This window comes from Pedococcus sp. P5_B7, assembly GCF_054049895.1.
Genome location: NZ_JBFULM010000011.1, coordinates 75,346 through 101,680 on the forward strand (window position 1 = coordinate 75,346; position 26,335 = coordinate 101,680).

Sequence of the window (26,335 nt, forward strand, 5' to 3'; positions counted from 1 at the left end):
CCCACGCCGGGTGCTGGCCCGACTCTTCCTGCCCGGCCAAGAGCTCCTCGGCAACGGCGTGTCGAGGGCTGACGCCGTGATCGCGAGGATTCTCGCGCTGGACGATGCCCGGACGCACGAGGTCCTCGTGGAGACCCGGTTGGCGTTCGACTCGCGCCACCACGACCTGTCAGCGACGTTTCGCGAGCACTTCGCCCTGGTGGCTCATCGCATCCCCAGCGCAGACGACCTGTCGGACGAGCGTCAGCAGCTCGTGGGGGCCTACTTCACCCAGGAGTATGCGCTGGAGGCAGCCGCGCTGTTCAACCCTTCGCTCGTTCCCCACCCCGACCAGGAAGGTCTCCCGCCCGGGGAGCTGCGCTTCGTCATGAGCCTGCGGGCCGTGGGCGAGGGGCACATTTCGAGCATCGAGCTCCGCTCCGGTGTCCTCGGGGCAGCACCCCTCGAGGTGCGACTGGACGAGCCGGACCCGCATCCCACGACCGGGTGCATCACGCCCACCACGATGTCCAGCGACCGGCGTGCGGACACCGATCGCGCAGGCTCCGGGCCCGACCTGGAAGGCGAACCGTCTCCCGAAGGTGAGTCCGCGGCATACACGTTGTCCTTCGACCCCACCCGCCCGCTGTCCGCCCGGGTGGTCTTCCCCACCGTGGCGGCGGAAAGCCACGGCGTGGAGGACGCCAGGTTCGTCGCCTTCGTCGACGGCGGCACGGTGACCTACCACGCGACGTACACCGCGTACGACGGGGCGAACGTGGCGCCGCGGCTGCTCACGACGCAGGACTGGCTGACGTTCCGCAGCCGTCCGCAGCGGGGGCCTGCGGCCCGCGACAAGGGCATGGCGCTGTTCCCACGGATGGTGGGAGGACGCTACCTGGCCCTGACCCGCTGGGATCGTGAGTCCCTGGGTGTCACCAGCTCGGACGACGCGATCACGTGGGGCGCACCCACCACCCTGGTCAGTCCGGAACGCCCGTGGGAGATCGTGCAGCTCGGGCAGTGCGGCTCCCCGATCGAGACGGCCTCCGGCTGGCTCGTGCTCACGCACGGCGTCGGCCCGATGCGTACCTACGGCATCGGCGCCCTGCTGCTGGACCTCGACCACCCGACGGTCGTGCTCGGGGCGCTGGAGCGGCCCTTCCTCACCCCCGATGCCGACGAGCGCGACGGCTACGTGCCGAATGTCGTGTACTCGTGTGGAGCCCTCGTCCACCAGGACCAGCTCGTGGTGCCGTATGGCTGTAGCGACTCCACGGTGCGCTTCGCGTTCGTGGACCTCCAGGTCCTCCTCGACCGTCTGAGCTGGGCCGCGAGCTAGCTCTGGTTCTGGCTGGCTCTGGTTCTGGCTGGCTCGGGTTCTGACTGGCTCTGGCTGGTCCTGGCCCTGGCATCTGCAGCCTTGACAGGGCCAGGGACCTTTGACCCTGCCCATCCGCCGAGGACCCCGATGGACTCTGACCAGCCCGCGCCACCACCACCGGTGGCTGCCCGAAGACCCAGGATGGCCCAGACGTGAGTGCACCATTGGACGCCCCCCACCGACGGGCAGAGACGATTGCCGTGACCTCGGAGCCCTCGACGCGCGAGGCCACTCGATCCCCGTGGTTGATGCTGACCCTGGCGACCATCGGGTTTGCCGTGAACTTCTGGGCCTGGGCGCTGATCAGCCCGCTCGGACCGCTCTTCCGGACCACGGGGACCCTCGGCGCCCTGAGTGAGTCCGACGTCGCACTCCTCGTGGCCGTACCCGTCGTCGTCGGTTCCCTGGGCCGCATCGTCGTGGGTGGGCTGACCGACAGGTACGGCGGCCGGGTGATGTTTCCGATCGTCTCCATCGTGACGATCGTCCCGATCCTCTTCATCGCGTTCGTCGCCCTCGACTCCTACGCCCTGCTCCTCGTCGGTGGGTTCTTCCTCGGCGTCGCCGGCACCGCCTTCGCCGTCGGGGTGCCCTTCGTGAACGCCTGGTTCCCGCCGGAGAAGCGCGGCCTGGCGATCGGGATCTTCGGGGCCGGCATGGGCGGCACCGCCATCAGCGCCCTGACCACCGTCAAGCTCAGCACCAACCTGGGTGCCAAGTCGCCCTTCCTCATCACCGCCGTGGTCCTCGCTGCGTATGCCGCGGCGGCGTGGGTGATGCTGCGGGACGCACCCGGCCGGGTCGTCCCCTCCACCTCCTTGACGTCGCGAATCTCCGCCAACGCGCGGCTCGCGATCACGTGGCAGGCCTGCCTCCTCTACGCGGTCGCCTTCGGTGGTTACGTCGCGTTCTCGGTCTACCTCCCGGCCTACCTCAAGACCGCTCACCACCTCAGCCCGGAGAGCGCGGCCAACCGCATGGCCGGCTTCGTCCTCGTCGCCGTCGTCATGCGACCGGTCGGGGGCTGGCTCGCCGACAAGCTGGGCGCCATCCCGGTGCTTGCCACCGGCTTCGGCATCGTCGTCGTGTGTGCTGGAATCTCTGCAGGCACACCGCCGCTGCACGGCATCGGCACCATCGCCTTCCTCGCCATGGCCGCAGCGCTCGGCTCAGGAAGCGGCGCAACCTTCGCCCTCATCGCCAAGGTCACCGAGCCCTCACGAGTTGGCGGCGTGACCGGCCTCGTTGGCGCCGCCGGAGGGCTGGGCGGGTTCGTCCCACCCCTGATCATGGGTTACGTCTACGGCCGTACCGACTCCTACGCCATCGGGCTGTGGATGCTCTGCGTGACCGCGGCGCTGGCCCTGTTCCTCACCGTCACCGTCGTGCGACACACCGCCGCCCAAGGACAGGAAGCCCATTGACTCCGTCGCCCGACAAGCCCACGGCCGACATCGGGATGGACGGCACCCTCACCGAGGCCCTCGTCCGCACCCGGAGGTTCTTCACCAGAGGGACCGTGTCCGACGACCTGCGCACCATCTCGAAGGTCGGCGGGCGCGAGGCCGACGACTTCTACCGCGACCGCTGGAGCCACGACAAGGTCGTGCGCTCGACCCACGGCGTGAACTGCACCGGCTCCTGCTCGTGGAAGGTGTACGTCAAGGACGGGATCATCACGTGGGAGACCCAGCAGACCGACTACCCCTCCGTCGGCCCGGACTCCCCTGAGTACGAGCCCCGCGGCTGCCCCCGCGGTGCAGCCTTCTCCTGGTACACCTACTCCCCCACGCGCGTGCGCTACCCCTACGTGCGGGGTGTCCTGCTCCAGATGTTCCGTGAGGCGAAGGCCCAGCACGATGGAGATCCGGTCAGGGCCTGGGAGCACATCGTCGAGAATCCCTTACGGGCCAAGGCCTACAAGTCGGCCCGCGGCAAGGGCGGGCTGGTCCGGGCCACCTGGGACGAGGCCAGCGAGATCGTCGCCGCGGCGCACGTCCACACGATCAAGAAGTACGGACCCGACCGCGTCGCGGGGTTCTCCCCCATCCCCGCGATGTCCATGGTCTCCCACGCCTCCGGGGCCAGGTTCGTGAACCTCATCGGCGGCTCGATGCTGAGCTTCTACGACTGGTACGCCGACCTCCCCGTGGCTTCCCCGCAGGTCTTCGGCGACCAGACCGACGTCCCCGAGTCGGGTGACTGGTGGAACGCGGGGTACCTCATCATGTGGGGCTCCAACCTCCCCGTCACCCGCACGCCGGATGCCCACTGGATGACCGAGGCCCGCTATCGCGGCCAGAAGGTCATCGCGGTCGCGCCGGACTACGCCGACAACGTGAAGTTCGCCGACGAGTGGCTGGCCGCCAAGCCGGGTACGGACGCTGCACTCGCGATGGCGATGGGCCATGTCGTGCTGAAGGAGTTCTTCGTCGACCGACAGACGCCCTACTTCACCGAGTACGTGAAGACGTACACCGACCTCCCCCACCTGGTCCGTCTCGAGGAGGCGGCGGACGGTGAGTTCACCGCCGGAAAGTTCCTCACCGCCGCCGACCTGCCGGACCACGCCGACGTCGAGAACGCCGCCTTCAAGACCGTCCTCATCGACGCCGGCTCCGGGGAGGCTGTGGTCCCCAACGGATCCCTGGGTCACCGCTACGGCGAGGCAGGGGTGGGCAAGTGGAACCTCGACCTCGCCGACACCGACCCGGTCCTGTCTCTCCTGGACACCGCGACGGAGTCCGTCGTCGTCCGTATGCCGCGCTTCGACACCCCCGACGGCGCCGCCGCCGACCTGCCCCGAGGCGTACCCGTACGTCGCGTGGGTGGCCACCTGGTCACGACGGTCTTCGACCTCCTGCTCGCGCAGTACGGCGTCGGCCGGTCGTTCCACGGCGAGCCCCTCCCCGGGGACTGGCCGGGCGGGGGCAGCAAGGGCTATGAGGACGCGAACTCCCCCTACACCCCCGCGTGGCAGGAGGCGATCACCGGAGTGCCTGCCGCGACTGCCGCTCGCATCGGTCGCGAGTTCGCCCAGAACGCCGAGGAGTCCAAGGGTCGGTCGATGATCGTCATGGGCGCCGGCACCAACCACTGGTTCCACTCCGACACCATCTACCGTGCCTTCCTCACGCTCACCAACCTCACGGGCTGCCAGGGTGTCAACGGCGGCGGCTGGGCACACTACGTCGGCCAGGAGAAGGTCCGCCCGATCACCGGCTACACCCAGATCGCCAACGCCCTCGACTGGAACCGCCCGCCGCGCAACATGATCCAGACGGCGTACTGGTACCTGCACACCAACCAGTTCCGCTATGACCAGTTCGGCGCCGACACCCTCTCGGCGACCACGGGCAAGGGCCAGCTGGCGGGCAAGTCCACTGCCGACGTGATCGCCCAGAGCGCCCGGATGGGCTGGATGCCGTCGTACCCGACCTTCGACCGCAACCCCCTCGACCTCAGCGACGATGCTGCGGCGGCGGGAAAGTCCGTGGCCGAGTACGTCGTCGAGCAGCTCAAGTCCGGCGAGCTGGACTTCGCCGGCGAGGATCCGGACGCACCGGGCAACTACCCGAGGATCCTGTCGATCTGGCGGGCCAACCTGCTCGGCTCGTCCGGCAAGGGCAACGAGTACTTCCTGAAGCATCTTCTCGGCACCGACTCCTCGGTGCGGGCCACCGAGACACCCGAGGGTCAACGCCCCGTCGACGTCCGGTGGCGCGAGAAGGCTCCGGAGGGAAAGCTCGACCTGTTGATGACGATCGACTTCCGTCAGACCAGCACCACCATCTTCTCGGACGTCGTCCTTCCCGCCGCGACCTGGTACGAGAAGCACGACCTCAACACCACCGACATGCACCCCTTCGTGCACTCCTTCAACCCCGCCATCGCGCCACCGTGGCAGACCCGCACGGACTGGGACGCCTGGCAGACGATCGCTGAGCGGTTCAGCGAGCTGGCCGCCGCCCACCTCGGGGTGCGCAAGGACGTCGTCGCGGTGCCCCTGACTCATGACACGCCTGACGCGCTGGCCAACCCGCACGGCGTGGTCCGCGACTGGAAGAAGGGCGAGTGCGAGCCGGTGCCGGGGGTCACCATGCCCAAGCTCGTCGAGGTCGAGCGCGACTACGGAGCCGTGGCCGCGAAGATGAACGCACTTGGGCCGCTGGTCGACACCCTCGGTGCGACCACCAAGGGCGTCACCTTCGAGCTGGGCGCGCAGGTCGACTACCTCCGGGCCAAGAACGGCGCCGTGCGCGGCGGTGTGGCCGACGGTCGGCCCTCGCTGAAGAAGGACGTCAACGTCTGCGAAGCGATCCTCGCGATGTCCGGGACCACCAACGGCCACCTCGCCACCCAGGGTTTCAAGACCCTCGAGAAGCGGACCGGAGTCAAGCTGGCCGACCTGGCCGAGGAGCACGAGGGCAAGCAGATCACCTTCGCCGACACCCAGGGGCCGCCGGTGCCGGTGATCACCTCACCCGAGTGGTCGGGCTCAGAGACCGGCGGACGGCGCTACTCCCCCTTCACCATCAACGTGGAGCGCAAGAAGCCGTGGCACACCCTGACCGGGCGGATGCACTTCTACCTCGACCACGACTGGATGACCGAGCTGGGCGAAGGCCTGCCCGTCTACCGGCCGCCGCTCAACATGGCCGCGCTCTTCGCTGAGCCGGCCCTCGGCACCGTGTCCGACGGTTCGTCAGGTCAGGTCGAAGGGTTGACCGTGCGCTACCTGACTCCGCACAACAAGTGGTCGATCCACTCCGAGTACCAGGACAACCTCTTCATGCTCTCGCTGTCGCGCGGCGGCCAGAACATCTGGATGAGTGACCGGGACGCGGCCAAGGTCGGCATCTCGGACAACGACTGGATCGAGGCCGTCAACCGCAATGGCGTCGTGGTGGCCAGGGCCATCGTGTCGCACCGCATGCCGGAGGGGACCGTGTACATGTACCACGCCCAGGACCGGTTGATCGACGTACCGCTCGCCGAGACCTCGGGCAAGCGGGGCGGCATACACAACTCACTGACGCGACTGCTCGTGAAGCCTTCCCACCTGATCGGTGGGTACGCCCAGCTGACCTTCGCGTTCAACTATCTCGGCCCCACCGGCAACCAACGTGACGAGGTCACCATCATCCGCAAGCGCAGCCAGGACGTGACGTACTGATGAAGGTCATGGCTCAGATGGCGATGGTCATGAACCTCGACAAGTGCATCGGGTGCCACACCTGTTCGGTGACCTGCAAGCAGGCCTGGACCAACCGCTCGGGCACCGAGTACATCTGGTTCAACAACGTCGAGACCCGGCCGGGGCTCGGCTACCCGCGCACCTACGAGGACCAGGAGCAGTGGAAGGGCGGCTGGGAGCTCACCAAGCGCGGCCGCATGAAGCTCAAGGCGGGTGGACGCCTGAAGAACCTGATGACGATCTTCTCCAACCCCAAGCTGCCCTCGATCGGCGAGTACTACGAGCCGTGGACCTACGACTACTCCACCCTCACCGACGCGCCGGCCCAGGAGCACACGCCGGTGGCGCGGCCCAAGTCCCTGATCAGCGGCAAGAACATGAAGATCGAGTGGTCGGCCAACTGGGACGACGACCTCGGCGGCTCCACCGCCACGGCGCACCGCGATCCGATGCTCAAGAAGATCGCCGACAAGGTGAAGTTCGAGTTCGAGCAGACCTTCATGTTCTACCTGCCCCGAATCTGCGAGCACTGCCTCAACCCCTCCTGCGCAGCATCGTGCCCCAGCGGCGCGATCTACAAGCGCGAGGAGGACGGCATCGTCCTGGTCGACCAGGACAAGTGCCGCGGCTGGCGCAAGTGCGTCTCGGGCTGCCCCTACAAGAAGATCTACTTCAACCACCGCACCGGCAAGGCCGAGAAGTGCACGTTCTGCTTCCCGCGCATCGAGGTCGGCCTCCCGACCGTGTGCGCTGAGACCTGCGTGGGTCGACTGCGCTACATCGGGCTGATGCTCTATGACGCCGACAAGGTCCTCGCAGCGGCCTCGACCACCGACGACCAAGGCCTCTACGAGGCGCAGCGGGATGTCTTCCTCGACCCGTTCGACCCAGAGGTGATCCGCCAGGCGGAGCAGGCCGGCATCGCCCGTGACTGGGTCGACGCCGCCCAGCGCTCGCCGATCTACGCCTTGATCAACACGTTCAAGGTCGCGCTTCCGCTCCACCCGGAGTACCGCACCATGCCCATGGTCTGGTACATCCCGCCGCTGTCTCCCGTGGTCGACGTCGTCGCCGAGACCGGTGAGGACGCCGAGGACAAGGGCAACCTCTTCGCGGCAATCGACGCCCTGCGGATACCGATCGAGTACCTCGCCGAGCTGTTCACGGCCGGCGACGTCGCCCCCGTCGACGCCGTGCTCAAGAAGCTCGCCGCGATGCGCTGCTACATGCGCGACATCAACATGGGCCGTGACCCGGACTCCTCGATACCGGCCGCGGTCGGGATGCGCGAGGAGGAGATGTACGACATGTACCGCCTCCTCGCGATCGCGAAGTACGACGAGAGATACGTGATTCCCCCCGCACACGCCGAGCAGGCCCACTCCTTGGAGGAGCTCTCCACGGAGTGCTCGGTCTCGGAGTACGGCGGTGGGCAACAGGACCTCTTCGGCGAGGGCTCCGGCACCCCGGCACCGATCGCGGTCGAGAACTTCCAGATGCTGCAGGACCGTCAGACCTCGGACTCGCTGAGCGGTCCCAGCAACAAGAAGGGCCGGGTCAACCTGCTCAACTGGGACGGCAAGGGCTCGCCCCCAGGGATGTTCCCTCCGGCAGGCCCCGACTCATGAGCAGTCGCCGACCCGGGTCGAGCCTGCCCAGCGAGCAGCTCACCATCGTGTGGCAGTCCGTCTCGCTGCTCCTCGACTACCCCGACGAGGACCTCCTCGCCCGGGCCGACTTCCTCAGATCGGCGTCCCAAGGGCTGCCCGACGGGATCGGGAGCTCCATCCGGGCCTTCCTCGACCATCTCGAGGGCACCCCCATGCCCGAGCTCCAGGCCGACTACGTCGAGACCTTCGACACCCGTCGCCGCTGCAACCTGTTCCTGACCTACTTCGCCCACGGCGACACCCGCAAGCGTGGCATGGCCCTCCTGCGCTTCAAGCAGACCTACCTCCGCGCCGGGTTCGAGCTCGATGACGCGGAGCTGCCCGACCACCTCTGTGTCGTCCTCGAGTTCGCCGCCACCGCCGACCAGGCCCTCGGGCGCGACCTCATGCTCGACCATCGCGCGGGACTCGAGCTGCTGCGACTCTCGCTGCGCGACCTGGCCTCACCGTGGGGGAACCTGGTCGACGCGGTGACCGCCACCCTGCCGCCACTGCGGGGTGACGAGCGCGACGCCGTCCGGCGCCTGGCTGCCGAGGGCCCACCCGAGGAGGAGGTCGGCCTCGCGCCGTTCGCCAACCCGCAGTTCAGCCCCGGCGCTGCCAACCGCGCGCCGAACGGCGCGGCACACGCCATCTCGCTGCCCATGCCGTCGTTCCCGGGAGGCCGCGCATGAACGAGTTCCTCTTCGTCATCTTTCCCTACCTTTGCCTGACCATCTTCGTGGTCGGCCACCTGTGGCGGTACCGGTACGACAAGTTCGGGTGGACCACCCGCTCGTCCCAGCTCTACGAGAACCGCCTGCTGAGGATCGGCAGTCCCCTCTTCCACTTCGGGATGCTCGGGGTCGTCGGCGGCCACATCATCGGCCTGCTGGTGCCGCAGTCGTGGACGGACTGGGCCGGCGTCAGTGAGCACGCGTACCACGTGGTGGCGGTCACCGGCGGCCTCCTGGCGGGGGTCATGGCGGTGGTCGGCATGGCGATCCTCATCTACCGGCGACGGACTGTAGGTCCGGTCTTCTCCGCGACCACCCGGATGGACAAGGTGATGTACGCCTTCCTCGCCGTGGTGATCGTGTTGGGCATGTGGAACACCATCGCCGGGTCGATCCTGACGATCGGCGGCGAGTACAACTACCGCGAAGGCGTATCCGTCTGGTACCGCTCCTTCCTCGCGTTCCACCCCGATGCCGCCTTGATGGCCGCCGCACCACTGGGATTCCAGCTGCACGCACTCGTGGCCTTCGGGCTGTTTGCGCTGTGGCCCTTCACCAGGCTGGTCCACGTGTTCAGCGCGCCCGTCGGGTACCTGACCCGCCCCTACATCGTCTACCGCAGCCGCGACGACGCCCAGCTCGGCAGCCACCGGCCACGGCGTGGCTGGGACCGCATCAGCTGACCGCCCTGAGGTCGTGAACGGCGGCAGTCGGCGCCAGGTGAGACCGCGGTCGAGGTGCTCCAGCCCCTCAGCCGCTGATCATCGTCTCGCCGGGGTGGGCCTCCTGCCAGGCCACCATCGACGCGTCCCACTCGTCGCCGCCCAGAGCGATGAGCGAGGCCGGGAACAGGCCGTCCTCCTCCTTCGCGATGTGCTCGTGCAGCTCCGACACGGCGGCCCGGATCCGCTCCTGGTCGGCAGGGTCGCCCAGGTCCGCGGTGGCGAGCAAGCCCGCCAGCTCCCTGTGTTCCTGCACCAGCGGCCCGATGTGCTCCGCCGCCAGGGGGTCGCGCCCCATGACGGCGAACAGGCCGTTCTCCTCGCCTTGCCAGTGGGAGCGCAGCTCAGCCGCCATGGCACCCAACAGCACGCTGGCCCCGGCCAGCTCACCACGGTCGATGGCCCGCACCGCGTCACCCCCGAGGTTGGTCGCGCGCTCGTGCTCGGCGATGTAGTCCCTGAGCAGGGGCATCTCTCGACACCCGCAGTAGTGGCACATGGCTCCGTCTCTCTCCGGCTCGACCCGTTCCCCGACCCTAGGCCACGTCGTGTCGTGGGCCGCGCGTGGACCTTCAGGCGGCCGGAAGGCCAACGCGGAAGGTCGTGCCCCTGCCGAGCTCCGACTCCACGGTGATCGAGCCGCCGTGGCGCGCCACGATCCGGGTGACGATGCTCAGCCCCAGGCCGGTGCCGGGGACTTGCAGGGCCGCGGGGTTGGTGCCGCGGAAGAACTCGGTGAACAGCGACTGCTGGTCTTCGTCGGAGATGCCCATTCCCTCGTCGGCGCAGAGCAGGACGAGGGATTCATGGTCGCGCCGTGCGCTGAGCCGCACCGCCCCGTGGTCTGGACTGAACTTCACGGCGTTGCTCACCAGGTTGTCCAGGACCCGGCCGAGCTCCTCGGCGTTGCCGAGCACCACCGCTTCCCCCTCGACCAGGTCACTGGTCAGGCTGATCCCCCGTTGTTCGGCGGTTGGCCGGAACATGTCCATCGCGTCCTGCGTCAGGTGCGCGAGGTCCAGCCGGCTGCTGACCAGTGGCCGGTCCGGGTCGCTGACCTTCGACAAGGTGAGCAGGTCGTCAACCAGCGCCTGGAGCCGGTGGGTGTTGCGCTCGATGACGCCCAGGGACCAGCCGGCGTCTTCTTGTGGGTCGTCCTGAAGCAGCTCCACGTGTCCGACGATGGACGCGAGCGGGTTCTTGAGCTCGTGGGCCACCGTCGCGAACAAGGAGGTCTTGGCGCGGTCGCTGCGGCGCAGCTGCTCGACCAGCCGTCGTTCGAGGTCGAGCAGGCGCCCGTTGACGACGGCCCTCCCGATGTCACGGCCCATCTCCAGGGCCGCCGCTGCCTCCGCATCGCTCCAGAGTGCCTCGTCGGCCGAGCGGGCGATGACGAGGTGGCCGAGGCACTGGGTGCCTGAGCCGATCGGCGCGAGCATCAACGAGCCGCCACCGAAGGGGGCGGTGAACGTGAGCATGGTGCCGATTTCCGCCTCGCTCAACAGTCCCTGCGGCTCGCTGGCCCCGGCGCGGATCATCCCGGCCGTCCGCTCTCGCCAACAGTGCTGCGCGACGCGCCGCACCAGGTTGATGACCTCAGCGGGGGCATTCGGCGCCCCCAGGCCCGCGTGCACGACGAAGTCCTCGGCACTCGTTGAGCTCCGGTCGGAGAAGACCCTGACCCAGATCGCGGAGCCGTCCAGGCCATCCAACACCGGTCCGACGACCGCTTCGACGGCGCGAGCAGGGTCGAGAAACTCCTGGGAGATGCGGGCGACCGTGTGCACCGCGGCCGCGAGGCGGGCCCGTTCGGTGAGCGCGAGCCGTTGTTGCGCCCCGTTGATCGCGATGCCAGCCTGGTTCGCAAACACCTCCAGCAGACCCTGCTGCACCTCGTCGGGCCGCTTGCCGCTGATCGGAAGGTCCACCGAGATGATGCCGAGCCAGGTGCCGGTGACGTCGTAGAAAGGAGCCAACAGCGTGTCCAGCGGGTGCCAGGCATCCGGGTCACCGGTCGCGCCGTCCGCCCATCCCTCCGCCACCCATCCGCGTTGCGCCGTCTGCGGCAGTCGGTCCGCTGGGACGAACCGCAGCGTGCCCCACCGCTCGGCGATCTCGAACTCGGCCTCGACCAGGGCGCGCGGGGTCCGTCGCCCCATCAGCTCCTCATGGGCGCCGGGGTCACCGGCCACCGCGACGACCTCGAGCTCGTCGTCCGGTCGCAGCAGACTGATCGCAGCGACGCGGAAGCCGACGACGTCCGCTGCGCCCTCGACGATCAGGTCGAGCAGGTCCTGCAGACGCTCCTGCCCGCTCGCGCGGTTCATCAGCTCTGACAGTCCCCGCAGCGCCTGCACGCCTGCGGAGGTCAAAACCATCGCTCACCCTCACTCATTGCTATGGCCCCCGAACTCGGCAACAGGTTACCTGCAGCCGGGCCCACCACCTGCTTCGACATGCCCTGCTCCAGGTCATGCTCTCGTTTGGCCACGGCCTTGATCCGGGCAACGGCACGCCTACAACCGTGGGTACCGGGAGCTGGGCGACGCCATCAGCGACTGCGGGGCCGGGTTCCTGGCCGCTGGGCGAACCGACGAATCGCCCTACCGCCCGCGGGGTTGATGGGGGGAGGACTCCTCCGCGCCGGCAACCACGCGACTCGGTGGCTGAGGTTGGCTGTCGGCCGCGCCCTCCAGGAGCGCCCTGACGAGAGGACCGCCGGCACCATCCAGTCGGTCGAGCACCGACGGGCCATCTTCCATGAGGGGCACGAATCGTTCGAGGAATCGCCGCCACATGCCACACGCCCTTCCCACCAAGGACTGAGTACACCGATGCTACGGATAACGACGAAGGGAGGGCGGGGGTCACGCCCTGCGGCTCACCTGAACTTGGTCCAGGTGAGGAACAGGCCGACCCCCACAACCACGACGAGGGTGAGCAGCGCGAGGTCTTGCCAGATGGGGGTAGTCCGGTAGGTGCGCTTGGTGGGTTCCTGTGCGTGACGGGCTCGCTGGGCCATCCGGGCAACTCCTCGGTCGGAAAGGCTCGTCCTGGCTGGACTCGAACTGTGTCCTACCCCGTCACACGGCATCCATTCGCTCAACCGCGGATAGAACAACCGAACGGACGACCCATGACTGACACCCACGCCGAGGGCGGCCCCACACGCCGCGGGCGACAACTCCGCGGTCTCGAGCAGAGTCCGGCAGCGGATCTCCTGCCTCGTGATCCGGGCGTGGAGGAACTCGCTGAAGGCCACGTGCCTACAAAGGCGAAGGCCCCTGGTCTGCGCATCCGCAGGTCAGGGGCCGTTTCGTGCTGGTGGGCGATACTGGGTTTGAACCAGTGACCTCTTCCGTGTCAAGGAAGCGCGCTACCACTGCGCCAATCGCCCCGGGTGGTGCTTTTCGGGTTCGTACGTGTCGAGGTGGAGACGGGATTTGAACCCGTGTACGCGGCTTTGCAGGCCGCTGCCTCGCCTCTCGGCCACTCCACCGTGAAGGCGGTCAAACCCTCCGAGCGGATGACCGGGCTCGAACCGGCGACCTCAACCTTGGCAAGGTTGCGCTCTACCAACTGAGCTACATCCGCATTCACGCGCTATTGGTGTTGAACGGGGTGTTTCACCCGCTGCGCGTGCGTGCAGACATTATCCGATCATCGGCGTCGTCTCCAAATTGGGTGTCGTCGGTGTCGGTTCCAGGCGTCCGCGGCATGGGGGTCAGCGGCTTTCGCGCCTCGTCGCGCAGCGCCTTCACCGACGTCGACAGCTCCTCGTCGGCCTGCGCTGCGCCCGCAGCGGCAGCCTCGGCCGACGCCTCAGGGCCGTTGACCGGTCGGGTGGAAGCCTTGCGCCGCTTCGCCCAGCCCTTGACCCACTCGACGCCCTTGGCCCGCAGGGAGAGCCGGTCCTCGACCGGCCACATGGCGCGGATGGCCGCGTTGAGGGCCGCCCCGATGAGGACCGCGATGGCCAGGGCGTAGAGGAAGATCAGCAGGACGATCGGGGTCGACAGCGGACCGTAGATCGACGTGCCCCCACTCACGGACGCCGTCAGCGTCCCCCGGAGGATGAACGACGCCAGCACCCAGATCACGAGCGTCAGCACCGCCCCCGGCACGTCGCGCAGCCACGGCGACCGCCTGGGCGTGGAGATGTGGAACAGCGTCGCGATGCTCGCCACGGCCAGGACGCTCACGACCGGCCAGTAGAGGTAGGTGAGGAAGTGCACCTCCTCGGGCAGCAGGTCACCGAGCCACGACGGGCCGATGACGACCAGCGGGATCACGATGATGCCGACGAGCAGGGACAGGAAGTACAACGTCAGGGACAGCGCGCGGGTGCGCACGATCCCCCGCTCCCCCGACTGCCCGTACATGATCGAGATGGTGTCGACGAAGACGTTGAGGGCGCGCGACCCCGACCAGATCGACAGCAGGAAGCCCAGCGAGATGAGGTCGCCACGGCCGTTCTGCAGCACGTCGTTCGCGGTCGGCAGGATGATCTGGTCGACGACGTTTGCCACCAGGAACTCCGACGAGAAGTCCTGGATCCCCTTGATCAGGTCCTTGACGATGTCGTTGCCGAGCCACCCGCCGACATACCCCACGCCACCGAACAACCCCAGCACGAGGGGTGGCAGCGACAGCAGCATGAAGAACCCGGCTTCCGACGCCAGGCCGGTCACCCGGTAGCGCAAGCAGACCCGGATCGTCTCCACCGTGAGCCTCGCCGCGGGCATGGCGCCGGGCACGCGGAGCAGTGCGCGCCGTACCCGAGCCTTGGGAGTCACCCCGTCACGGTATCCCGGCATAGTGTGCCCCCGTGCCCACCCACGCCGTGACCAACCAGGTACCCCCGCTCCCCGACGCCAACACCGTCACCTCCCAGCCCGCCCTCGAGGAGGGCCTGCGACGCTGGGCCAGCCAGGCGGCATACGACGAGGTATGCGCCCTGGGCGCCCGCGCGGGGAGTGCCGAGGCGCGCGAATGGGCGGTGCAGGCCAACGAGAACGAGCCGGTCCTGCGCACCCACTCCCCCACCGGGGAACGCCTCGACGAGGTGGACTTCCACCCCGCGTGGCACGAGCTGATGACCGTCGCTGTCGGCGCCGGCCTCACCGCCGAGCCGTGGACCCGGCCGACGGGCAGCGGGGCGCACGTGCGCCGAGCCGCCGGCTTCATCGCCTGGTCGGAGAACGAACAGGGTCACCTCTGCCCCATCTCCATGACGTATGCCGCCGCGCCGGCTCTCGCTGCCAACCCCGCGCTCCAGCAGCGCTGGCTGCCCCAGATCGCCTCGCGCAGCTACGACTTCGGGCTGCGACCGCTCGACCGGAAGCGTGGGGCCCTCGTGGGGATGGGGATGACCGAGAAGCAGGGCGGCTCGGACGTGCGCGCCAACACCACCCGGGCGGTCGCCACAGCGGGCGGTCCGGTCGAGGGCGGCGACACCTACCGCCTGACGGGTCACAAGTGGTTCTGCTCTGCGCCGATGAGCGACGGGTTCCTCGTGCTCGCCCAGACGGAGGCCGGCATGGGCTGCTTCCTCGTGCCGCGCGCGCTCGACGACGGCACACGCAATCCCTTTGCGCTGCAACGCCTCAAGGACAAGCTGGGCAACCGCTCCAACGCCTCGTCGGAGGTCGAGCTCGACGGCACCTGGGGCGTGCGGGTCGGCGACGAGAGCCGAGGCATCCGCACGATCCTCGACATGGTGGCGGCCACCCGCCTCGACTGCATCCTCGGCTCGGCGTCCACGATGCGCGCGGCGCTGGTGCGTGCGGTCCACCACGCCCGCCACCGGTCGGCCTTCGGTGCGCTGCTCGTCGACCAGCCCCTCATGGCGAACGTCCTCGCCGACCTGGCGCTCGAGGTCGAGGCCGCGACCACGCTGGCCCTGCGCCTCGCCCACGCCGTCGACGAGGGTGACACCGCGCTCTCGCGGCTGGGCGTCGCCGTGGGCAAGTACTGGGTCTGCAAGCGCACTTCGCCCATGGTTGCCGAGGCGCTGGAGTGCTTGGGCGGCAACGGTTACGTCGAGGAGAACGGCCTGGCCCGGCTCTACCGCGAGGCCCCCCTCAACTCGATCTGGGAAGGCTCGGGCAACGTCAACGCGCTCGACGTCCTGCGTGCCATCACGCGCGAACCAGTGTCGGTCGAGGCGTTCCGCAAGGAGCTCGCGCTGGCGCACGGGCACAGCTCCGTCCTCGACGCCGCGATCGCGCGGGTCGACGACGTCGTCCGGTATGCCGCGGAGCCGGGCGCGCAAGCCGGCGCGCGGCACGTCGTGGAGCAGCTTGCGGTGACGCTGCAGGCCTCGCTGCTCGCCCGGCACGCTCCGACCGAGGTCGCGGACGCGTTCGTCGCCAGCCGTCTCGGTGGGCAGCACGGCGTGACGTTCGGCACCCTCGACGCCGGTCTGTCGGCCACCCACGCTCGGGTGATCGTCGACCGGGCGTTCAGCGCGTAGGAGCGGGTCGGGGGCGGGGCAGCGGCTGATCAGCCCTGGTCCTCGATCAGCCCTGGTCCTCGATCAGCCCTGGCCCTCGATCACGGACAACACGTTCCCCGCCGGGTCGGTGAACCAGGCGATGAGCGGGCCGCCCTTGCGGAAGATGCCCTTGGCATCGGTCTCCATCTGGGTGCCCTCGTACTTCTCGAACACGACACCACGCGAGGTCAGGTCGTCGACGGTCGCCTCGATGTCAGCGACCGGGAAGTTGAGGATCGTGAAGCCGGCCGGCACGTGGTCGGGCTTGGGGTAGGCGATGGCGTGGTGGCCGCCGCCCAGCTGGATCTGCAGGATGCCGTGGTCCTCGGTCACCTCCAGCCCGAGCTTGTCGGCGTAGAACGCGCGGGCGGCCTCGGTGTCGGGCACCGAGAAACCGCTGAAGGCCTTGGACTCGCTGAGCATCGTTGCTCCTTCCGTGGAGGTGGTCAGGGCCGACCCACGTCGGTCCCCTACGAGTACCGACCGGCAGAGCGTGCCGAACTCATCGCGACCCAGTCACGACTTGGCGAGTCGCTCCTTCTCGGCTTCGACGTCGAAGTCCGCTGGGGGCCACTGCGGGTCCATCTGGGCCAGGTGCTCGAGGACGAGGTTCTGGACGGCGAGGCGGGCGTACCACTTTCGGTCGGCCGGCACGACGAACCAGGGCGCTGCTGCGGTGGACGTCTTCTCGAAGACTGCCTGGTAGGCCGCCTGGTACTCCGGCCAGTGCAGCCGCTCGTCCACGTCGCCCGGGTTGTACTTCCAGTGCTTGTCCTCACGGTCGAGCCGTTCGGTGAGCCGCGCCTTCTGCTCGTCGGAGGAGATGTTGAGCATCACCTTGACGATGGTCGTGCCGGCGGCGGCCGCCTTGGCCTCGAAGTCGTTGATCTGCGCGTAGCGGCGAGACCAGGTCGCGCGCGGCACCAGCTCGTGGACCCGCACGATGAGGACGTCCTCGTACTGCGACCGGTCGAAGACCCCGACCTGTCCGGGAGCCGGCAGGGCGTTGCGGATCCGCCAGAGGAAGGGGTGCGCGCGCTCCTCACGCGAGGGAGCCTTGAAGGCCGTGTACTTCACGCCCTGGGGGTCCATCTGTCCCACGACGTGGCGCATGATGCCGCCCTTGCCCGAGGTGTCCATGCCCTGCACCACGAGCAGCAGGGAACGCTGCACCGACCCCTTGGACTCGGCATACAACCGTTCCTGGAACTGGCTGATCTCGCCGGCCCGGGCGGCCAGGGCCTCCTCGCCGGCCGCCTTGTCGCCGTCGAACCCCGGGGTCGAGCGCGGATCGAGGTCGGCGAGGATGAAGCCCTCGCCCACCCTCAGCGCGTCGGCGAAGCTCGAGGGTGCCGGAACACCCTTGTCCGAGGCCACCGTCGCGTCGAGCCCGGCGACCTTGGACTTCTTGTCCCCCTTGGCCTTCTTGAGGTTCTTGCCGCTGTCCTTCGCGCCCTTGTCCTTCTTGCCCTTGCTCATTCCCGCATCCTGTCAGTGCCGGTCGTGCCGCGCGAGGGATGTCGGGCGACTCAGTACTCTGGGTGGCGTGCCAGTGCGGTCAGTCGACTGATCGCTCGGTAGTACTTCTTGCGGTAGCCGCCCGCCAACATCTCGGCGGAGAAGACCTCGTTGAGCGGGAGACCGCTGGCGTACAACGGGAGGTCAGCGTCGTAGAGACGGTCGGCCAGGACGACCAGGCGCAAGGCCACGGCCTGGTCGGTGACCGGCCGCACGTGGGTCCAGCCGACAGCGGTGACCCCGTCGAGCAGTGCGCGGTAGCGGCTCGGGTGCACGTGGGCGAGGTGTCGCGTCACATCGACGAAGTGATCGAGCACGCCGCCCTCGCCGTCGACGCCCTCGCGCACCTCGTCCTCGGACGACGGCGGCGGGCTGTCCACGGTGTCGCGGTGTCGGTAGTCGGGCCCGTCCACCGTGAGCACCTCGAACCGGGCCGAGAGCGACTGGATCTCGCGTAGGAAGTCCTCCGCTGCGAACCGCCCCTGGCCCAACGCATCGGGCAGCGTGTTCGAGGTGGCGGCCAGCGAGACCCCGGCGCCGGCCAGTCGGGACAGCAGCGTGGCCATCAGCACCGTGTCGCCGGGGTCGTCGAGCTCGAACTCGTCGATGCAGACCAGCTGGTGCCCGCTCAACGCCTCGACGGTGGGCTGGAAGCCGAGGGCGCCCACGAGGTTGGTGTACTCCACGAAGGTCCCGAAGGCCTTGTCGCCCTGGGCCTCGTGCCACAGCGACGCGAGCAGGTGGGTCTTGCCCACCCCGAACCCGCCGTCGAGGTAGATCCCGCGCCCGTCGTCGGCGGCAGCCTTGCGACGCCCGAACCACCCGCCGCCTGAGCGCTGTCCCAGCCCCGCGGCATACCCCTCCAGCCGCGTGACCGCCGCGGCCTGGGAGGGCTCCACCGGATCGGGTCGGTAGGTCGTGAAGCGCTCGGCGTCGAAGCGGGGCGGCGGCACGAGCTCGCGCACCAGCCGTCCACGGTCGAGCTGCGGGAATCGGTCCACGAGCGAGCCAGGCACGAGCGCAGCCTAGTGACGGGAGTCAGGGGATAAATGCAACACTGTGGGACATGCGCCTGCTGCTCGACTCGTCCAGCACCCATGCCCCCGGCGTGAACGTCGACGCCGCCACCCTCGCGGACCTCTACGTCGCGCCGGCCCGCCGATGGCTCCGGGCCAACTTCGTGGCCAGCCTCGACGGTGCCGCCAACGGGGCCGACGACCGTTCGGGGAGCATCAACACGCCGGCCGACCACGTCGTGTTCGACCTGCTGCGCCGACTCACCGACGTCGTGGTCGTCGGCGCGGGCACCGTGCGGGCCGAGGGCTACCCGTCCCTGCGGGCCGATGACCCGAGGGCGCCCGTGCTCATGGTGGTCAGCCACCAGGGCAAGGTGCCGCCGAGCGTGGTCGACGGCCCGTTCGGCTCGGTCTACCTGATCACCCGGGAGGGCGCCGACCCCGCCGTGCTGGAAGCCTCACGGGAGGCCCTAGGCGAGGAGTTCGTCCTGACCTGCGGCCAGGACCAGGTGGACTTCCTGAAGATGCGCAACATGTTGGAGGACAAGGGTTTCCGCCAGATCCTCTGCGAGGGTGGCCCGAGCCTGCTCAACAGCATGCTGGCCGCGGGGGTGGTCGACGAGCTCGACCTCACGTGGTCGCCGATCCTCGTCGGGGGCGAGCACCCCACCATCGCGCGCGGTCCGAACCTCAACCTGCCTGCGTCGCCGACGCTCCTCCTCGAGGAGGACGGCACCATCCTCAGCCGCTGGTTCGTCAACCGCTGACAGGCGCGCTGGGTCACGAGCTGACGAACTCCGACACGGACGCCTCCCAGCGCTCGGGGTCGACGTTCCACTCCTTGGTGTGCCTGGCGCGGTCCCACCGTTCCATCGTCACGAGGTCGGGCCGCGCCCCGGCGAGGGCGAGCGACGGTCCGACCGGGACGAACTCGTCATCGACCGAGTGGATCAGCAGGACGCGGTGCTGCAGCTCGCCCGCGCGCGACACCCAGTTGGTCTTCGCCACGTCCACCGGGTCGTGCACGCCCACGAGCCGCCGCGCCGAGCGCCGCCCCATGAGCGCGCGGCTCAGCCCACCGATGGGAGCGGGTATGCCGTTGGCTCGCGCGTGGTGCGCGATCACGTCTCCCCAGTCGATGACCGGGGCGTCGAGGATCACGTGGGTGACGTGCTCGGCGAGCCATGACCGTCCGAGGGTCTGCAGCACGATGGCGCCACCCATCGACCAGCCCACCAGCACCAGCTCCCGCGCCCCTCGCTGCACCGCGAGCAGCCCCGCGTCCTGTATGTCACGCCACTCGGAGAGACCGAGGTTGTAGCGGCCGTCGGGGCCACTGCGGGCACCGAGGTCGTTGCGGTAGCTGGGGATGATGACGTTGATGCCCGCGTCGTGCAGGGGGCGCACCGCGCGCAGGCCCTCCTGACGCCGGGCGCCACGACCGTGGACGAGGATCGCCCAGCGGTCCGACTGGGCCGGCGCGGGCACGACCCAGGCCGGCATGGTGCCGAGCTCGGTGTCCACGTCGACGTACTCCGTGCGCAACCCGAGCGAACGGTCGGGAGGGCTCGCGAAGTAGTACTGGTTCCAACGGCCGAACCCGCTGGTGAGCTGCCCGAAGTCGACCCCCAGGAGCTCACGGCGCACGCGGCCGGAACCCTCATGGACCTCCAGCACCTCACCCACCCGCGCATGACCGCGGTCGCCGTCGAGCCAGAGTCCGTAGCGCCCTGGCGAGAGCGTGTCGGGGCTGACGCCCAAGGTCACCGAGTCGCCCTCGACCGCGAGGATCTGGGTGTCGTCCGGGCGCTGGCGGTCGGGCGTCAGCACCCGGCGGGCGAAGTAGGACGCCGCGCCCAGGGTGCTGAGCGCGCCCGCTGCGGCCAGCGAGCCCGCCGTGACCGCTCCGGCGATGGCTGCCTTCCGGGCGGGGGTGGACGAGGCCGCCACTACTTCTCCCCCGACCCGTGCTTCTGGGTGGCGGTCTCGCCCAGCACGTCGGCGAGGTCGAAGCTGACCGGCTCCTCGAGCTGGTCGTAGGTGCAGGACTCCGGCGTCCGGTCCGCACGCCAGCGCACGAACTGAGCCGTGTGGCGGAACCGGATGCCCTCCATGTGGTCGTACTTCACCTCGACCACCCGCTCCGGCCGCAGCGGGGTGAAGGACAGGTCCTTGCCGGCGTTCCACCGCGAGGTCGCCCCGGTGGTCGGGGTGCGGCTGCCCATCTCCTGGGCGGCCCACGCCCACGGGTGGTGGTCGAAGTCGGTGACCAGGGGCTGGAGCTCCTCGAACAGCTCCTTGCGCCGGGCCATCGGGAAGGCCCCGATGACGCCGACACTCTGCAGCGAGCCGTCGTCGGTGTGCAGACCCAGCAGTAGGGAGCCGATCGCGTCGTCGCCGCTCTTGTGGGTGCGATAGCCGGCCACGACGCAGTCGGCGGTGCGTTCGTGCTTGATCTTGAGCATCAGCCGCTTGTCCGGGACGTAGGCGATGTCGAGCGGCTTGGCGATGACGCCGTCGAGCCCGGCTCCCTCGAACTGCTCGAACCACTCCTGCGCGACCGACGGGTCGTCGGTGGCACGGGTCAGGTGGATGGGCGGCTGGACCTCCGCGAAGGCCTCCGCCAGGCGCGCGCGCCGCTCCGCGAACGGGCGCTCGGTGAGGTCCTCGTCGCCGATCGCCAGCAGGTCGAACGCGACGAAGCTCGCCGGCGTCTCCGCTGCCAGCCTCTTCACCCGGCTGGCGGCTGGGTGGATCCGTTGCTGCAGTGCGTCGAAGTCGAGTCGGTCACCGGTGTCGCCGATCAGGACGATCTCGCCGTCCACCACACACTTCTCCGGGAAGTTGGCCAGCACCGCCTCCACCACCTCGGGGAAGTAGCGCGTCATCGGCTTCTCGTTGCGGCTGCCGATCTCGACCTGGTCACCGGACCGGAAGATGATCGACCTGAAGCCATCCCACTTGGGCTCGAACAGGTAGTCACCGGTCGGGATCCCCTTGACGGGCTTAGCCAGCATCGGGGCCACCGGTGGCACCACCGGACCCCACACCGTGCGCAGGTCGGCGTCGCGCTCGGCCTTGGGCGGCATGTAGTCCTCGTCGGACTTGTCCTTGCGACGCTTGCTCGGCTGCACGCGGGGCGGCTCCCCCGGCATCTTCGGGTAGTCCGGGGGGAAGTTCAGCTCGCCGAGTCCCCGCTCCTCGATGTCCTTGTCCCACAACGCGATCGCCGCGGCCACATCCCCCACCGCGTCGTCCATCCCGGCCCAGGCATCGCCGTAGGCCGCCACGATGCCGGGGACGGTCCGCACGGTGAAGTCGCCGGGGCTGACGCCCGGCAGCGCGTCCCAGCTGACCGGCAAACTCACCGGGGCCCCGGGCAGCGGGCGCGGGCTGTAGGCGGACGCGATGGTGCGGTCACGGCACGCCTGGTTGAAGTCGACGAAGACGCGCTCGCCCCGCTCCTCCTTCCACCAGGAGGTCGTGACGAGGTCGGGCAGCCGACGCTCGAGCTCGCGCGCGATGCCGATGACCCCGTGCCGCACGTCGAGGAACTCGTGCGTGGGCGCGACGCGGACGAAGACGTGCACCCCGCGGTTGCCGGAGGTCTTCGCCCACCCCGTGAGCCCGAGCTCGGTCAACAGCTCGCGCAGGACCAGGGCCGCCTCGACCGAGTCCTTGAAGTCGCGCCCGGGTTGGGGGTCGAGGTCGATCCGCAGCTCGTCGGGGTTGTCGACGTTGCTGGTCCGCACCGGCCAGGGGTGGAAGGTCACGGTGTTCATCTGCATCGCCCACACGACGGCGGCCGGCTCGTCGACCACCACCTGGAGGTGCTTGCGACCGGAGGGGTAGGTGCACATGACCGGGTTGATGAAGTCGGGCATCCCCTTGGGCGGGTTCTTGGTCCAGAACTCCTCGCCGGTGATGCCCTCGGGGAACCGCTGGAGCGTCACCGGGCGGTTGCCCAGCGCGCCCATGAAGGGGTCCGACACCTCGACCGCGTACTGCGCGAGGTCGAGCTTGGTGATCCCGTCGTCGGGCCAGATCAGCCGGTCAGGGCTGGAGACGCGGACCAGCCGCGACCCCTCAGGACCCCCCGGGACTTCCAGCTCGGTTGCTTTGGCCGCCATGGCGCGAGCCTAGCCGGGGCGCCCGTCACCGGGCCGTCAGGATGGTCGGGACCAGAATGGACGCCGATTGCGTTGAGATGGTCGTGAAGCACCTCTTGACGAAATACCGCCGACGAAACACCGTCACCGTCCCGCGAAGGAGTCGCAGCGTGAGCATGGAGCAGACCGACCGCACGTACGCCGTGTCCAAGACCGACGAGGAGTGGCGCGCCGAGCTCAGCCCGGCCGAGTACCAGGTGCTCCGCCAAGCCGGCACCGAGCGCCCCTACGTCGGCGAGTACACCGACACCAAGACCGAGGGCGTCTACGCCTGTCGCGCCTGTGGCGCGGAGCTGTTCACCTCGGACACCAAGTTCGACAGCCACTGCGGTTGGCCGTCCTTCTACTCGCCGCTCGCCGGTGAGTCGGTGGAGTACATCGAGGACGTCACGATGGGCATGAAGCGCGTCGAGGTCCGGTGCGCCAACTGCGGCAGCCACCTCGGGCACGTCTTCGAGGGCGAGGGCTACGGCACCCCGACCGACCAGCGCTACTGCATCAACAGCATCAGCCTGACGATGCGCCCAAAGGCCTGACCTCCCCTTTATCGGGTTTAGGGGCTTTGTTGCGCTTCACCCGACGTCCGTTCTCGGGTGAAGCGCAACCTTCCCTGGGGAGGCGGCCGCCCGAATCCGCGCCGCGATCAATCCCGGGCGGTCGAGCTCCGACCAGATGACGCGCACGACCCCATGGCCCAGGCGACGCAGCTCATCCTCCCGCCGCTTCTCCGCCACCAGGGCCTGTGAACCGCCGTCGCGATACTTCACCAAGCCGTCGAACTCGACCACGACGTTCGTCCCGGCGACCAGGAAGTCGACTCGGGCGACGATCGCCCCGTGCTCATTCGTGATGCGGACCTGCGGGATCAGCTCGATGCCCAGCATCGCCAGACCGAACCGCAGTCTGGACTCACCCACGGACTCTGACCTCCCGTCGGCATGGGTAAGCACGGTGCGCACGCGGCTGGATCGTGGCCACCCTCGGACGCGATCAGCCAGCAGCTCCAGCTCCTCGGTGCCGACCATCGCTTGGCGGAGCGCGGCGTCGACGGCAACGACACCTGCGGCCGCGCCGTTCTGCAGAGTGTGCTGGATGAGCGCAATCGCCGGCGACACGGTCGCAGGATGCTCGACGTCCATCGCGGTCGTGAGGTCCTCCGGCTCGGGGCCCTCACCGCGCGTGGGCCGCAACCCTGCACCCTTTCCCTCGGCCATCACCACCTCGGCCATCACCACCTCGTCCCTCGGCACCTCTTCGATGGACTCGTCGTCGGCCGTCTGGCGCCGCAGCTCGAACACCGGTCGGATCACCGCATCCTGGGTCAGCACCTCCGCTTGTACTGGCCGCTCCAGCTGCGCCCGCGAGAGGTCGGCGCCCCACGCGGGGAGGCCCAGCGCGACAAGCGCGGTGTGACCGGCGAGCCTGCAGTCGCGATAGAGCAACGCCATGGCGCGTCCCAAGCGCAGGTGCATCGCCTCCCTGCTGAGCTCGCCCTCGGACTCGGTCCGCACGGCATACACCCCGCGGGTCACGCTCAGCAGCTCACGGTGGTGGACGAGACGACGCAACCCCCATCGGTCCAACCCGGCGGCGTGAGCCTGTGCGGTGCTGAGCAGCCCTGACTGAGCTATGGCGAGGTCGAGGAGGTGGGTGTCCATGGGCGCCACCGTCGGACGCAGCCGTCACACGGGCAATCGTCAGTCCAACGACCTGTGGACAGGACGCCGCGACCGTGAGCACCAGTGGACAGGCGGATCCCTCAGCGGCGCCGACCTTGACCGAGAACGTTGCTGTTCACCCGAGAACCCTCCTCGGGTGAAGCGCAACCAAGGCCCTAGACCCGATAAAGGGGGACCCTCGCTCAGCGCAGCGACGCCATGAGCTCGCCGACCTCGACGCGTCGGCCGGTGTGGAAGGGCAGCTCCTCGCGGACGTGCATCCGAGCCCGCGACGCCCGCAGCTCGCGCATCAGGTCGACGATGCGGTGCAGCTCGTCCGCCTCGAAGGCCAGGATCCACTCGTAGTCGTTGAGCGCGAACGACGCGATGGTGTTGGCGCGCACGTCGGGGAAGTCGCGCGCCTGCTGGCCGTGCTCGCGGAGCATGTCGCGGCGCTCGGCGTCCGGCAGTAGGTACCACTCGTAGGACCGCACGAACGGGTAGACGCAGATGAAGTCCTTCGGCGCCTCGTCGGCGAGGAACGCGGGGATGTGGCTCTTGTTGAACTCCGCCGGCCGGTGCAGCGCGGCCGCTGACCAGGTCGGCTCGAGCAGGTGGCCGAAGTCGGTGCGCAGCAGGGCGCGGTAGGCCCGCTGCACGTCCTCGATCCGCTCGGCGTGCCACCACACCATGAAGTCGGCGTCGGCGCGCAGACCCCCGATGTCGTAGACGCCACGGGTCACGACACCCTCGTCCGCCAGCGACGCGAAGAGGTCCTCGACCTCCTTGGCCATCACCTCACGGTCGTCACCCAAGGGACCGTTGACCGCGAACACCGACCACATCGCATAGCGGATCGACTCGTTGATCTCGCGGATCCGGGCGGCGTTGGGGTTGGAGGGGTGCGGCTCGCTCATGCCCCTATCCTCCCGTGCCCGCCGACCGCGCCCGCAGGTGGGTGGCCACCGCCTGCGCCGCCGCGCGACCGCTGGCGATGCACGCCGGGATCCCGACGCCACCGTATGCCGCGCCGGCCAGCTCCAGCCCCGGTGCGGTCGCGGTGTCGGCGCGGATCCTGGCGACCCGGTCGAGATGACCGACCGCGTACTGCGGCAGGGCCCCGCCCCATCGCTGGACGTGCGTGTCGACGATGCGGGGCAGCTGGTGCCCGAGGGCTTCACTGACCTCCGCCACCGCGATCGCGACCAGCTCGTCATCGGGTCGCTGGAGGTCCGTGGTCTCGCCATAGCGGCCCACCGACGCGCGCAGGAAAGACAGGTCACCCGCAGCGTCGGCGGTCCACGCCCACTTGGTCGACGAGAACGTGCTCGCCTTGATCGTGCGCCCCTCCACTGCAGGGACGAGGAACCCCGAGCCCGGAAGGGGCACGGTGTGCGGACCGTCGGCGCCCACGGCCAACGTGATGATCGCCATCGACGCGTAGTCGATCTCCCGCAACGCCCTGGACGCCTGCGGCAGGTGGGGGGCGAGCAGCCTGCTCGTCGGGGCGGCCGGAGTCGCCAGGACCACGGCGTCGGCGTGCAGCCGCTCGGGTCGGGGCTGCGGACCGACGACGACGGTCCACCCGCCCCCCGCCGCGACCGGCTCACGGTGCAGCTCGCGCACGATGGTCTCACTGCGGATCGTCACTCCTCGTCCCCGCAGGGACTCGGTCAGCACCTCGGCCAACCGCCCCACCCCGCCGGCCAGGCCGGCGAAGACGGGCGTCGGCTCAGCCGCGTCAACCGTCGCCCCGGCCGCGGCACCCGCCCCCGCGGCACCCGCCCCCGCGGCACCCGCCCCCGCGGCA

At 69.2% G+C, this 26,335-nt stretch carries 21 protein-coding genes, 3 tRNA genes and 1 pseudogene; 9 read left to right on the plus strand and 16 right to left on the minus strand.

All coding sequences use genetic code 11. From position 1 onward, the window contains the following. The first annotated feature begins 10 nt into the window (after positions 1 to 10). The 6 genes from ACXJKD_RS20110 (at position 11) to narI (ending at position 9,629) form a co-directional block, all read left to right on the plus strand. A complete protein-coding gene (locus ACXJKD_RS20110) occupies positions 11 to 1,321 on the plus strand; it encodes a glycoside hydrolase family 130 protein (RefSeq protein WP_457256791.1) in 1,311 nt (436 codons plus the stop codon). Between the two features lie 242 nt (positions 1,322 to 1,563). Further along, entirely contained in the window at positions 1,564 to 2,787 is a 1,224-nt protein-coding gene (locus ACXJKD_RS20115) for an MFS transporter (protein WP_457256793.1), read from the plus strand. Positions 2,788 to 2,822: 35 nt separating this feature from the next. Continuing rightward, positions 2,823 to 6,539 (plus strand): nitrate reductase subunit alpha, encoded by a 3,717-nt coding sequence (locus tag ACXJKD_RS20120; protein WP_457256829.1) that lies wholly within the window; start codon positions 2,823 to 2,825, stop codon positions 6,537 to 6,539. After that, positions 6,539 to 8,188: a nitrate reductase subunit beta gene (narH, locus tag ACXJKD_RS20125; protein ID WP_457256795.1), complete on the plus strand. Its 1,650-nt coding sequence runs from the start codon at positions 6,539 to 6,541 to the stop codon at positions 8,186 to 8,188. The genes ACXJKD_RS20120 and narH overlap by 1 nt, the downstream gene beginning before the upstream one ends. Further along, on the plus strand, positions 8,185 to 8,904 hold the full coding sequence (gene narJ, locus ACXJKD_RS20130) for a nitrate reductase molybdenum cofactor assembly chaperone (protein ID WP_457256797.1): 720 nt from the start codon (positions 8,185 to 8,187) through the stop codon (positions 8,902 to 8,904). The genes narH and narJ overlap by 4 nt, the downstream gene beginning before the upstream one ends. After that, complete coding sequence (gene narI, locus ACXJKD_RS20135) at positions 8,901 to 9,629, plus strand: respiratory nitrate reductase subunit gamma (RefSeq protein ID WP_457256799.1); 729 nt, start codon at positions 8,901 to 8,903, stop codon at positions 9,627 to 9,629. The genes narJ and narI overlap by 4 nt, the downstream gene beginning before the upstream one ends. Positions 9,630 to 9,696: 67 nt before the next feature. Here the strand turns inward: narI and ACXJKD_RS20140 are convergent, their stop codons facing one another. The 7 genes from ACXJKD_RS20140 to ACXJKD_RS20170 all read right to left on the minus strand — a co-directional run bounded on the left by ACXJKD_RS20140 (position 9,697) and on the right by ACXJKD_RS20170 (position 14,464). Beyond that, entirely contained in the window at positions 9,697 to 10,140 is a 444-nt protein-coding gene (locus ACXJKD_RS20140) for a hemerythrin domain-containing protein (protein ID WP_457256801.1), read from the minus strand. Between the two features lie 100 nt (positions 10,141 to 10,240). Next, positions 10,241 to 12,046: a sensor histidine kinase gene (locus tag ACXJKD_RS20145; protein ID WP_457256803.1), complete on the minus strand. Its 1,806-nt coding sequence runs from the start codon at positions 12,044 to 12,046 to the stop codon at positions 10,241 to 10,243. 503 nt (positions 12,047 to 12,549) lie between these two features. Next, positions 12,550 to 12,690 carry a hypothetical protein gene (locus tag ACXJKD_RS20150; protein ID WP_457256805.1) on the minus strand — a complete coding sequence of 47 codons (141 nt, stop codon included), beginning with the start codon at positions 12,688 to 12,690 and terminating at the stop codon, positions 12,550 to 12,552. Between the two features lie 300 nt (positions 12,691 to 12,990). Then, positions 12,991 to 13,065, minus strand: a tRNA-Val gene (locus tag ACXJKD_RS20155). Positions 13,066 to 13,096: 31 nt separating this feature from the next. Beyond that, a tRNA-Cys gene (locus tag ACXJKD_RS20160) sits at positions 13,097 to 13,167 on the minus strand. A 22-nt stretch (positions 13,168 to 13,189) separates the two neighbouring features. After that, a tRNA-Gly gene (locus ACXJKD_RS20165) sits at positions 13,190 to 13,262 on the minus strand. Positions 13,263 to 13,294: 32 nt separating this feature from the next. Then, a complete protein-coding gene (locus ACXJKD_RS20170) occupies positions 13,295 to 14,464 on the minus strand; it encodes a YihY/virulence factor BrkB family protein (protein WP_457256807.1) in 1,170 nt (389 codons plus the stop codon). Between the two features lie 32 nt (positions 14,465 to 14,496). Here ACXJKD_RS20170 and ACXJKD_RS20175 point away from each other — a divergent pair, with 32 nt between their 5' ends. Further along, entirely contained in the window at positions 14,497 to 16,143 is a 1,647-nt protein-coding gene (locus ACXJKD_RS20175; protein ID WP_457256808.1) for an acyl-CoA dehydrogenase family protein, read from the plus strand. A 63-nt stretch (positions 16,144 to 16,206) separates the two neighbouring features. Here the strand turns inward: ACXJKD_RS20175 and ACXJKD_RS20180 are convergent, their stop codons facing one another. The 3 genes from ACXJKD_RS20180 to zapE form a co-directional block, all read right to left on the minus strand. Continuing rightward, positions 16,207 to 16,587 (minus strand): VOC family protein, encoded by a 381-nt coding sequence (locus ACXJKD_RS20180; RefSeq protein ID WP_457256810.1) that lies wholly within the window; start codon positions 16,585 to 16,587, stop codon positions 16,207 to 16,209. 93 nt (positions 16,588 to 16,680) lie between these two features. After that, positions 16,681 to 17,643, minus strand: a complete 963-nt coding sequence (locus tag ACXJKD_RS20185; protein WP_457256812.1) for a polyphosphate kinase 2 family protein — start codon at positions 17,641 to 17,643, stop codon at positions 16,681 to 16,683. 50 nt (positions 17,644 to 17,693) lie between these two features. Beyond that, complete coding sequence (gene zapE / locus ACXJKD_RS20190; RefSeq protein WP_457256814.1) at positions 17,694 to 18,698, minus strand: cell division protein ZapE; 1,005 nt, start codon at positions 18,696 to 18,698, stop codon at positions 17,694 to 17,696. 50 nt (positions 18,699 to 18,748) lie between these two features. Here zapE and ACXJKD_RS20195 point away from each other — a divergent pair, with 50 nt between their 5' ends. Further along, positions 18,749 to 19,465 carry a dihydrofolate reductase family protein gene (locus tag ACXJKD_RS20195; protein WP_457256815.1) on the plus strand — a complete coding sequence of 239 codons (717 nt, stop codon included), beginning with the start codon at positions 18,749 to 18,751 and terminating at the stop codon, positions 19,463 to 19,465. Between the two features lie 13 nt (positions 19,466 to 19,478). Here ACXJKD_RS20195 and ACXJKD_RS20200 read toward each other — a convergent pair whose 3' ends face one another. After that, positions 19,479 to 20,648: an alpha/beta hydrolase family protein gene (locus ACXJKD_RS20200; protein ID WP_457256816.1), complete on the minus strand. Its 1,170-nt coding sequence runs from the start codon at positions 20,646 to 20,648 to the stop codon at positions 19,479 to 19,481. Further along, positions 20,648 to 22,828 carry an ATP-dependent DNA ligase gene (locus ACXJKD_RS20205; RefSeq protein ID WP_457256817.1) on the minus strand — a complete coding sequence of 727 codons (2,181 nt, stop codon included), beginning with the start codon at positions 22,826 to 22,828 and terminating at the stop codon, positions 20,648 to 20,650. Before ACXJKD_RS20205 ends, ACXJKD_RS20200 begins: the two co-directional genes overlap by 1 nt. Before the next feature lie 155 nt (positions 22,829 to 22,983). Between ACXJKD_RS20205 and msrB the strand changes: the two genes are divergently transcribed. Further along, positions 22,984 to 23,403, plus strand: a complete 420-nt coding sequence (msrB, locus tag ACXJKD_RS20210) for a peptide-methionine (R)-S-oxide reductase MsrB (protein ID WP_457256831.1) — start codon at positions 22,984 to 22,986, stop codon at positions 23,401 to 23,403. A gap of 36 nt (positions 23,404 to 23,439) precedes the next feature. Here the strand turns inward: msrB and ACXJKD_RS20215 are convergent, their stop codons facing one another. The 4 genes and pseudogenes from ACXJKD_RS20215 to ACXJKD_RS20230 all read right to left on the minus strand — a co-directional run. Beyond that, positions 23,440 to 24,339 carry a hypothetical protein gene (locus tag ACXJKD_RS20215; RefSeq protein WP_457256833.1) on the minus strand — a complete coding sequence of 300 codons (900 nt, stop codon included), beginning with the start codon at positions 24,337 to 24,339 and terminating at the stop codon, positions 23,440 to 23,442. Positions 24,340 to 24,387: 48 nt separating this feature from the next. Then, a pseudogene (locus ACXJKD_RS20220) lies at positions 24,388 to 24,525 on the minus strand (type IV toxin-antitoxin system AbiEi family antitoxin domain-containing protein); the annotation flags it as partial. Positions 24,526 to 24,728: 203 nt separating this feature from the next. Further along, positions 24,729 to 25,442 (minus strand): hydrogen peroxide-dependent heme synthase, encoded by a 714-nt coding sequence (hemQ, locus tag ACXJKD_RS20225; RefSeq protein ID WP_457256819.1) that lies wholly within the window; start codon positions 25,440 to 25,442, stop codon positions 24,729 to 24,731. A gap of 4 nt (positions 25,443 to 25,446) precedes the next feature. Then, the coding region (locus tag ACXJKD_RS20230; protein WP_457256821.1) for a protoporphyrinogen/coproporphyrinogen oxidase at positions 25,447 to 26,335 on the minus strand (889 nt) is incomplete at its 5' end.